Source organism: Candidatus Rickettsiella isopodorum, from assembly GCF_001881495.1.
GTDB lineage: Bacteria > Pseudomonadota > Gammaproteobacteria > Diplorickettsiales > Diplorickettsiaceae > Aquirickettsiella > Aquirickettsiella isopodorum.
The window spans coordinates 1-1,010 of record NZ_LUKY01000014.1 but is presented as its reverse complement, the minus strand read 5'-3'; the positions used below and the strand labels follow the sequence as shown (position 1 = coordinate 1,010).

Annotated in this window: 1 protein-coding gene; it reads left to right on the top strand. The window is 32.0% G+C overall.

Annotated features, from left to right (window positions below; translation table 11 throughout):
• On the top strand, positions 1 to 1,010 hold a 1,010-nt coding region (locus A1D18_RS06785), incomplete at both ends, for a hypothetical protein (RefSeq protein ID WP_171910791.1).

The following is a 1,010-nucleotide window of genomic DNA, read 5'->3' as shown; positions in this document are numbered from 1 at the left end:
TGGCGAGATAGGTGAGTCTTGGATTCATTATTATTTTAAAGAAACCATTCAGCATCGATTCTTTTTTGAATATCCTTTAGAGCACCTAGAGACAATGACGGTAAAAAATAATACGCTACATATTTCTGTGCTAACTTCTGAAAATACAGATAGAAAACTATTTGCTATTACTATTTCAAACCGGATTACCTCAAACAGTAATCAAACAAAGAATGCAACGAGTCTTTCAAAAAATATAGCTTATTTCTTTCAAGGAATTGAAATAAAATTAATACATAATGAGCATTTATATGGACAAGAAATAACCTCTAATAATAAAACACTGGATGAAAAAATTAGTTTATTTAGAGCAATAGCGAATCGTTTAGAAAAAACTTTCTCTATTCAATTAATAAACAACCTCACCCTATCGATAGGGCGAGAAAAAAAACATGAAATTTTTTATATCAACGGCTTACATGAAAGTCATTTAGTCGGTAATGGTGGTGAAAATGTTTATATTATTTTACCGGGGAAGAATGCTAAGTTTCCACTACCTAAAGTAATCTTATACGATACTTCAGAAAGCGATTCAAATGACTTAATCGAGCGGATAGATACGTTAGATTTACGGGAAATGATAAAGAAATATAAACAAATCTATCCGAAGGCTGTTATTTCTTCACATGTATTTCCCTCTGCGAATGACTTAATTTTAACATTAAGTAATTCCGTGTATTCTCCGGTTTATCAAAGTTCTTATGACTCCACTTGTTTCTGGCCTTGGATAACTATCCAATTAAAAAATGCACTGCTTGATAATAGTAATTGGTATCAAAAACTTGATATCGTTTTGGATTCTGTCTCTAGAAATATAGCCCCCCTAGAGGATGGCGTTTGGACTTTGACTGCAGCCCCTTTAATATTTACTGATGATAAGAAGATTATCCTCCTGACTAATCAAGATTTAGAAGAGGATACTGAAATTCAACTATTGAAAAACATTGGAAATTATGCATTCTTTCGTGATG